Source organism: Marinobacter iranensis (assembly GCF_029207565.1).
Classification (GTDB): domain Bacteria; phylum Pseudomonadota; class Gammaproteobacteria; order Pseudomonadales; family Oleiphilaceae; genus Marinobacter; species Marinobacter iranensis.
In genome coordinates, this window is the sequence record NZ_JANCMW010000389.1 from 1 (window position 1) to 239 (window position 239).

General features: G+C 60.7%; 1 protein-coding gene. It reads right to left on the reverse strand.

Annotated features, from left to right (window positions below; genetic code table 11):
- Window positions 1–239: SOS response-associated peptidase family protein (locus NLU14_RS22830; protein ID WP_275710914.1), on the reverse strand; the 239-nt coding region annotated here is incomplete at both ends.

The window sequence follows — 239 nt, forward strand, 5'->3', positions numbered from 1 at the left end:
AATTCTGTGGCCCGTCCTTGACCTTCCTGACCCCATGCCATGGCGTCCATACGCCTGCGAAGAAGAACAGCGGCCGATCTTCGCCGCGGGCGAACCAGAAGTTCCGTTGGATACCCGTCTCAGGATCTTTGTCGCCTGGGGTAGGGCTCGGCTCGGCAAAGCTCGTCACCGGGACAAGGCAGCGGTTCTCGACGCCCAGATACTGCTGCCAGTGCTTGTAGCTCGTGCTGCGAACGTTT